This is a genomic window from Streptomyces aurantiacus, assembly GCF_001418335.1.
Classification (GTDB): Bacteria; Actinomycetota; Actinomycetes; order Streptomycetales; family Streptomycetaceae; genus Streptomyces; species Streptomyces aurantiacus.
In genome coordinates, this window is record NZ_LIPP01000271.1 from 1 (window position 1) to 7,146 (window position 7,146).

Below are 7,146 nucleotides of genomic sequence, written 5' to 3' on the forward strand. Positions count from 1 at the left end.
CCCCTTCTCCACGAACGCCCCGCCCTCCCCCTTCCCGCAGAAGCCGAGATCCTCCAGTGTCACGAGCGTCATGTACGTGAAGGCGTCGTAGACCTCCGCGAAATCCACGTCCCGCGGTGCGACCCCCGCCCGTTCGAAGGCGAGCCGCCCACTGACCGCCGCGGGCGACACCGTGAAGTCCGGCCACTCGGACATCGTGGTGTGCGAGACGTGCTCACCGGTGCCGAGCACCCACACAGGAGCCGTACGGCAGTCCTGTACGTACTCCTCGGCCACCAGCAGGACCGCCGCCCCGCCGTCCGACCGTACGCAGCAGTGCAGTTTGGTGAAGGGGTCCGCGATCACCGGGCCCGACAGGACGTCGTCGACGGTGATCGGCTCCCGGAACATCGCGTCCGGATTCAGCGCGGCGTTCTCCCGCGTCTGCACCGCCACGGACGCCAACTGCTCAAGCGTGGTGCCGTATTCGTGCATGTGGCGGCGCGCGGCCATCGCGTACTTGGCGATGAGCGTATGGCCGTACGGAACCTCGAACTGGAGCGGCCCCCGCGCCCCGAACGACAGGTCGCCCGTACGCCGCCCCGCCCTGATGTCCGCGCGCGCGGTGGACCCGTACGCCAGCAGGACGGCGTTCGCGTGCCCCGCCGCGATCGCGTCCGCCGCGTGCGCCGCCATGACCTCCCACGTCGAGCCGCCGACGGACGTCGAGTCGACCCAGGTGGGCCGCAGGCCCAGGTACTCCGCCACCTCGACCGGCGCGAGCGTCCCGAGGCCCGCCGAGGCGAAGCCGTCGATCACCGACCGGTCCAGGCCCGAGTCGGCGAGGGCCCTGCGGGCGGCCTGGGCGTGCAGTGCGTACGGTGTCGCCTCGTCCAGGCGCCCGCAGTCGGAGAGGGCGACGCCGACGACGGCCACTTTGCGCTTCGCAGGGGTGGGACGAGTCGGGGTCATGGAATCTGACGGTACATCAGGTCAGAGCCCGCGCGGGAGGTGTCGCGGGGTCGTTGTGTCGTGACGACCCTGTGCATCTACTGGCCGCCGCCCTAACATGACGACCCGTCAGATCTGGGAACCGGCCGCCGGACATCCGGCCCGGGGAGGAGCCCGCCGATGGACGCCACCTTCACCGCGGAACAGGACGAGATCCGCCGCACCCTCCGTGAGCTGCTCCTCAAACGCTGCGGCCCGGACGAGGTCAGGACCGCCGTGCGAACCGCGGACGGTTACGATCCCGCCCTCTGGGTAACCCTCGCGCAACAGCTCGGCCTGCCCGGACTCGCACTCCCCGAGGCGTACGGGGGAGTGGGCTGCGGCACCATGGAAATCGCCCTGACCGCCGAGGAGTTGGGGCGGGCCCTCGCCCCCTCCCCGCTGCTCGCGACCGCCGTCCTGAGCGCGCCCCTCGTACTCGCCCTCGGCAGCCGGAGCCAGCGTGCCGCGCTGCTGCCCCGTATCGCCACCGGCGAACTCACCGCCGCCCTCGCCGTGCCGGGCGCCGGGCTGACCACCGCCCTCGGCCTGACCGGCGACAACCGCGGTGACTGGGCGGGCGGCGGCCGGTCGGGAGGCGTACAGGCGCGGCGGGCCGACGGCGTGTGGCGGCTGTACGGGGAGGCCGACCAGGTGCTCGACGGGCACAGCGCGGACCTGCTGGTCGTCGCCGCGCACACCGGGGGCTTCGCCCGCTCGCGCACTCTCTTCTTCCTGGTGAGAGAGGGAGCGACCCGCGTGCGGCGGACCTCCCTCGACGAGACCCGCTCCCAGAGCCGCGTCCAACTGCGCGAGGTGGCAGCCGAGTTCCTGGGCGACACCACCGACGGCAGCGCTGATGCCGGCGCTGACGTCAGTGGCGCCCTTGCCGCCCTCGCCGCCGTCGGCGACTCCGCCGCGGCCGTCCTCGCCGCGGAAGCCGTCGGCGCCGCCGACCGCGTACTGGAGCGGACGGTCGAGTACGTCAAGCAGCGCGAGCAGTTCGGGCGGGCGATCGGTTCGTTCCAGGCGGTGAAGCACCGGCTGGCGGACCTGTACGTACAGGTCCAGGCGGCGCGCTCCGCCGCCTACTACGCGGCCTGGGCGAGTGCCGAGGGCCGGGAGAGGACCGGCGGGCTCGCGCTCGCGCAGTCCCTGGAGGCGCTGCGCACCACCGCCTCCGAGGCCGTGCAGCTGCACGGCGGGATCGGGTTCACCTGGGAGCACGAGGCGCACCTGTACTTCAAGCGGGCGGCCGGCGACGAGCTGCTCTTCGGACCGGTGCACCGGCTGCGCGCGTACGCGGCCGAGGAGGCGCGGCTGTTCGGTGGCGGCGAGGTGGCGGTCTGACAGCCACGCCCGCAGCGGTCAGTGGTCGGTGGCAAGTAGTGACCCGGGTGTGCGACAGGCGGCAGCCCACCGAGGTGAACTGCCGCCTGCGTGACAGGACGTGTACGGATGTGTACGAATGTGCACGAAGGAGGTGTACGTGTACCTGGACGTATGTGTGGAAAGCGTGCCCGAACTACCTGGTCGGCCGCTTGCCCGTCACGCCCAGGTGCACCAGCAGCGCGAGGTTCGGCTTCAGTTCAGCCTGCTTCACGCCCCACGTCTGGAAGCCCTTCTGGTGCGAGGCCACCGCCGCGAGCATCGCCACGAGGGAGCCGGCCATCGCCGCCGGGCTGACGTCCTTGTCGACCTTGCCCTTCGCCTGGAGCTCCTTGACCGTGTCCGTGAGGGAGTTGTTCACGGAGTTGAGGATCTTCATGCGGATCTTGTAGAAGCGTTTGTCGCCCTCGGCGGCGCCCAGGTCGACGACCCGGAGGATGGCGTCGTTTTTGCGCCAGAACTCAAGGAACCCGTCCACGAGTTCCTGCGCGGTCTGCCAGCCCGCCTTGCCGACCCAGGAGCGTCCTTCGAGGAGCTCGGTCAACCCGGCGCCCTCCGCGGCCATTTGCTCGGCGATCTCCAGGACGGCGCCTTCGACGTCCGGGAAGTACTGGTAGAAGGTCGCCGGTGAAGTGCCCGCCTTCCGCGCGACGTCGATGACTTTGACGTCGCGGTAGGGCGAGGAGCTGAGCATCTCGCTGAGACAGTCGAGCAGCTTCTGCCGCGTCGCCTGCCCTCGCCGACCGGCCACACGGCCGTCGACGGTACGCACTTGTCCTGTCATGACGTCAGCTTACCGAGGGGTGATCGGAGCGCGATTCGGCCGACTGCAAATGGGGTGCGCGGACCTGGGAGGCGGGGGCGCCGCCCGCTCTGCGGGATGCGTTGAAGGCCGTTAGCTTGGCCGCATGGCTGGATCTGAAGGCTCTGCCGCGTACGCCGAGGGCGCCCCCTGCTGGATCGACGCCCAGCTCCCGGACGTCGAGGCGGGCAAGCGTTTCTACGGCGGACTCTTCGGCTGGACTTTCGAGCCCTTCGACCCCTTCAACCCCTTCGAGTCCTTCGAGGGACGGCAAGAGGCCGAGGGCCCGTACGCGCCCGCGGGTCCGTACGCGGATGCCGTGCGGGCGTGTCTCGACGGAGAACCCGTCGCGGCCCTCGTGCCGAAGCGGGACGGCCGGATGCCCACCGTGTGGACGGTCTACTTCGCCACCCCGGACGTCCGGGGCATGGCCGACCGGATCCGGAAAGGCGGCGGCCAGGTCGTCACGGCACCCGTGCGGGTGGGCCCGTACGGCGTCGGGGCCCTCGTGGCCGACCCGGAGGGCGCCGTCTTCGGGCTCTGGCAGGCCGGCACGCACCCCGGCTTCAGCAGACACCGCGATACGGGCGATACGGGCGATACGGGCAGGACGGACGGGACGAGTGGGGCGGACGGCACGGGCGGTACAGGCAGGCCGGGTACCTTCGGCTGGGTCGAGCTGTACGCGCGGGACACGGCCACCGCCGAGGCCTTCTACCCCGGCCTCTTCCACGACGCCCTCTTCGGGCCCGGTGCCACCCGTGAATTCGGCCGCGCCCACATCTCCGACGTCTTCCCGGCCGAGATGCCGCCCCACTTCCTCGTACATTTCGGCGTACGGGACTGCGAGGCCCTGCTCGGTACGGTGGCGCGGCTCGGCGGCCGGGTGCGGGTGCCGCCCTTCGAGACGTCGTACGGGCGCGTGGCCGTCGTCAGCGACAATCAGGGGGCGTCCTTCGCGTTGTTCGAGCGCCGGGACGCGGCCTGAGTTGTACTCCGGGGAGGGAATCAGGGGTTTTTCGGCTTCCCCGCCGCTGAATCGGGCGATTGATTGGGCGGTGCTCCACGGCCGAAACCCGTACGGCAAGCTCTGAAAGGCGCTGAAAAGCACCGGCCGACGTTGCAAAGCAAGGCAGACCAAGGTTGTTTGCCCGGGAATGGCGGGAGACATCCCGAATCGGTCCCGGGTTCGCAACCGGAGCCCCGGCCAGGAAGAATCGGGGTGCGTGCCGCCGGATCGGGTCGGTGGTGAGACGCTGCGCAGTGGCTGAAGCTGCGGCAGGAGCGGTGGCTGGAGCGGTGGCCGCGTACGGGGAGGTGGCAGGCAAGTGGTGGATCAGCTGACACAGCACGATCCGCGGCGGATCGGGCCGTTCGAGGTGCTGGGACGGCTGGGTGCCGGCGGCATGGGGCTGGTCTATCTCGCGCGTTCGGCCTCGGGCCGGCGGGTGGCGATCAAGACGGTCAGGACCGAACTCGCCGAGGACCAGCTGTTCCGCGTCCGCTTCTCGCGCGAGGTCGAGGCGGCCCGTGCCGTGTCCGGCTTCTACACGGCGGCCGTGGTCGACGCCGACGCGCGCGCGGCCGTGCCCTGGCTGGCCACCGCGTACGTGCCCGCGCCCTCCCTCGAAGAGATAGTGACCGAGTGCGGGCCGATGCCGGCCCAGGCGGTCCGCTGGCTCGCCGCGGGCGTGGCCGAGGCGCTGCAGTCCATCCACGGTGCCGGTCTTGTCCACCGCGACCTGAAGCCGTCGAACGTCCTGGTCGTCGAGGACGGGCCGCGCGTCATCGACTTCGGTATCGCCTCCGGAGTTTCGAACACGCGTTTGACGATGACGAACGTCGCCGTCGGCACCCCCGCGTACATGTCGCCCGAGCAGGCGAAGGACTCCCGCAGCGTGACCGGCGCGAGCGATGTCTTCTCGCTCGCCTCGATGCTCGTCTTCGCCGCCACGGGCCATGCGCCCTTCCACGGGGCGAACCCCGTGGAGACCGTCTTCATGCTGCTCAGGGAGGGCCCGGACCTCGAAGGCCTCCCCGACGAGCTGCGCCCGCTGATCGAGTCCTGTATGCAGATGGAGGCGACGGCCCGCCCGAACCCGGCCGACCTCCAGGCCCAGCTGGCACCCCACCTGTTCAATTCCGGCTCGGACGACAGCGGTACGGCGTCCGCGTGGCTGCCCGAGCGGGCCGTGAGCCTGATCGAGACGCGCCGCGGCGGCCGGCCGGCCCCGAAGCCCCCGTCCGGCGGGCGCAGCGGCGGACGCGGGGCCCCCATGGCGCCGCCGCCCCAGCCGCTGCACGACCCGCCCGTGCCGCCACCCATGTCGCCGCCGATGTCGCCGCCCGTGTCACCCGTACCGGTCGGCGCGGGTGCCGGCCGGCACGGGGGCGCGCCCGACGCAGGGCCGGTGCGCCTGGCCGGCGCCCAGGTGCCGATCGGGCCGGGACCGCGGGTCGCCGACGCCCGCGCGGCGGCCGTGAAGGCGCCTCCCCCGGAGGCCGGACTCGTCGCCTCCTGGTCCCGCCCGCGCCCCGGCGTGAACGGCGCCGATCCCGCGCCGGCCGGACCCGTTCCCGTACCCGCTCCGGAAGCGGACGGCGGTACGTCCTGGCGGCCCTGGCGGTTCCGTATGTCGAACGACGTCTGGGGCACGCCCGCCGTCGCCGGGGACCTGGTCTACGTGACCTCCTTCGAGGTGCACGCGCTGGACGTGGCCACCGGCCGGCGCCGCTTCAAGACGCGGGACGTCGCCTGGTCGATGGCGGTCGCCGACGGCCGCGTCCACGCCTCCGACGGCCCGACCCTCTTCGCCCTGGACGCCCGCGAGGGCACCGACCTGTGGCGGCTGCCGGCCGACGCCTGGGTGTACTCCCTCCAGGCCGACCGCGGCACCGTCGTCACGGGCACCCGCGGCGGCGGCGTACAGGCCTGGGAGGCCGCCAACGGGCAGAAGCTCTGGGAGATCACCGGCGCACAGACCGACTTCGAGTCGCCCGAGGCAGGTCCTGCCGTCCACAACGGCACGGTCTACGTCTGGAAGGACGCCCGGCTGCGCGCCCTGGAGGCCCGTACGGGTGAGGAGCGCTGGTCGTACCCCATCGGCGACGCTGCCTCCTGCGGCGGGGTGCCCGTCCGGATCACCCAGGCCGACGACGGGTACGTGTACGTGTCGGCCGGCACGCGCGTCCTCGCCATCGACGTCGCCGGCGGGCATGTGCGCTGGCACTTCGAGGCGCCCGCCGTGTTCCTCAGCCCGCCCACCTTCGCGTCGGGTCCTGCCGTCACGGGCGGCGGGCTGTACCTCGCCGACTACCTCGGCACGGTGTACGCGCTCGACGCCACCGACGGCCGCGACCGCTGGCGCATCGCCACCGAGGCACGGTCCTCCGTCGACCCGGTGCTCGTGTCGGCTGGGCACGTCCATGTCGGCAGCGGCAAGGGGCTCTACACGCTGGACGCGGTCACCGGGACGCCGAAGTGGCGGTTCCAGGCGGGCGGCGACCTGGTGGGCACGCCGGTCGTCGCCGACGGCCGCATCCACTTCGGCTCCACCGACCACCTCCTCTACACCCTGAAGGCCGACGACGGCCGCCTGCGCTGGAAGCTGGCGACGGGCGGGGAGATCACGGGGGCGCCCGTGGTGAAGGACGGTGTGGTGTACGCGTGCAGCAAGGACCGGTGCGTGTACGCGCTGGACGCGGAGAAGGGGACGGGGACTGCCCGTTCTTGAACGGGCAGTCCCCGAGGCCGAGGGGTTGTGCGGGTCGTGGGCCGGGTGCGGGTGGGTGGGGGCTGGTCGCGCAGTTCCCCGCGCCCCTGAAAGGCGGGGCTGCGCCCCTGCCTTTCAGCTCGCCCGGCATCCTGCTTCGCGCGCCCGTCCGGCGTTTGTTTTTCAGCCCGTCCGGCGTTTGAGGACGAGCGCGTTCAGCGCGATGCGGGGGTCTGGGGGCGCAGCCCCCAGAAGCGACGGGAAGGGTAAGGG

5 protein-coding genes are annotated in these 7,146 nt (G+C 72.1%); 3 read left to right on the plus strand and 2 right to left on the minus strand.

Annotated features, from left to right (window positions below; translation table 11 throughout):
- Positions 1–951 (minus strand): thiolase C-terminal domain-containing protein (locus AOK01_RS30490; RefSeq protein WP_079103884.1); only part of this gene is annotated, 951 nt, incomplete at its 3' end.
- Positions 952–1,110: 159 nt separating this feature from the next.
- On the opposite strand from AOK01_RS30490, the gene AOK01_RS30495 reads away from it, so the two are divergent.
- Entirely contained in the window at positions 1,111–2,319 is a 1,209-nt protein-coding gene (locus tag AOK01_RS30495) for an acyl-CoA dehydrogenase family protein (RefSeq protein WP_055517333.1), read from the plus strand.
- 175 nt (positions 2,320–2,494) lie between these two features.
- On the opposite strand, the gene AOK01_RS30500 is transcribed toward AOK01_RS30495, so the two are convergent.
- On the minus strand, positions 2,495–3,142 hold the full coding sequence (locus AOK01_RS30500) for a TetR family transcriptional regulator (RefSeq protein ID WP_079103883.1): 648 nt from the start codon (positions 3,140–3,142) through the stop codon (positions 2,495–2,497).
- A gap of 124 nt (positions 3,143–3,266) precedes the next feature.
- Between AOK01_RS30500 and AOK01_RS30505 the strand changes: the two genes are divergently transcribed.
- Positions 3,267–4,148: a VOC family protein gene (locus tag AOK01_RS30505; RefSeq protein ID WP_055517337.1), complete on the plus strand. Its 882-nt coding sequence runs from the start codon at positions 3,267–3,269 to the stop codon at positions 4,146–4,148.
- Between the two features lie 340 nt (positions 4,149–4,488).
- The gene (afsK, locus tag AOK01_RS30510) at positions 4,489–6,894 is read left to right on the plus strand and encodes a protein serine/threonine kinase AfsK (protein ID WP_055517339.1); all 2,406 of its coding nucleotides are present in this window, start codon (positions 4,489–4,491) and stop codon (positions 6,892–6,894) included.
- The last annotated feature ends 252 nt before the right edge of the window (positions 6,895–7,146 follow it).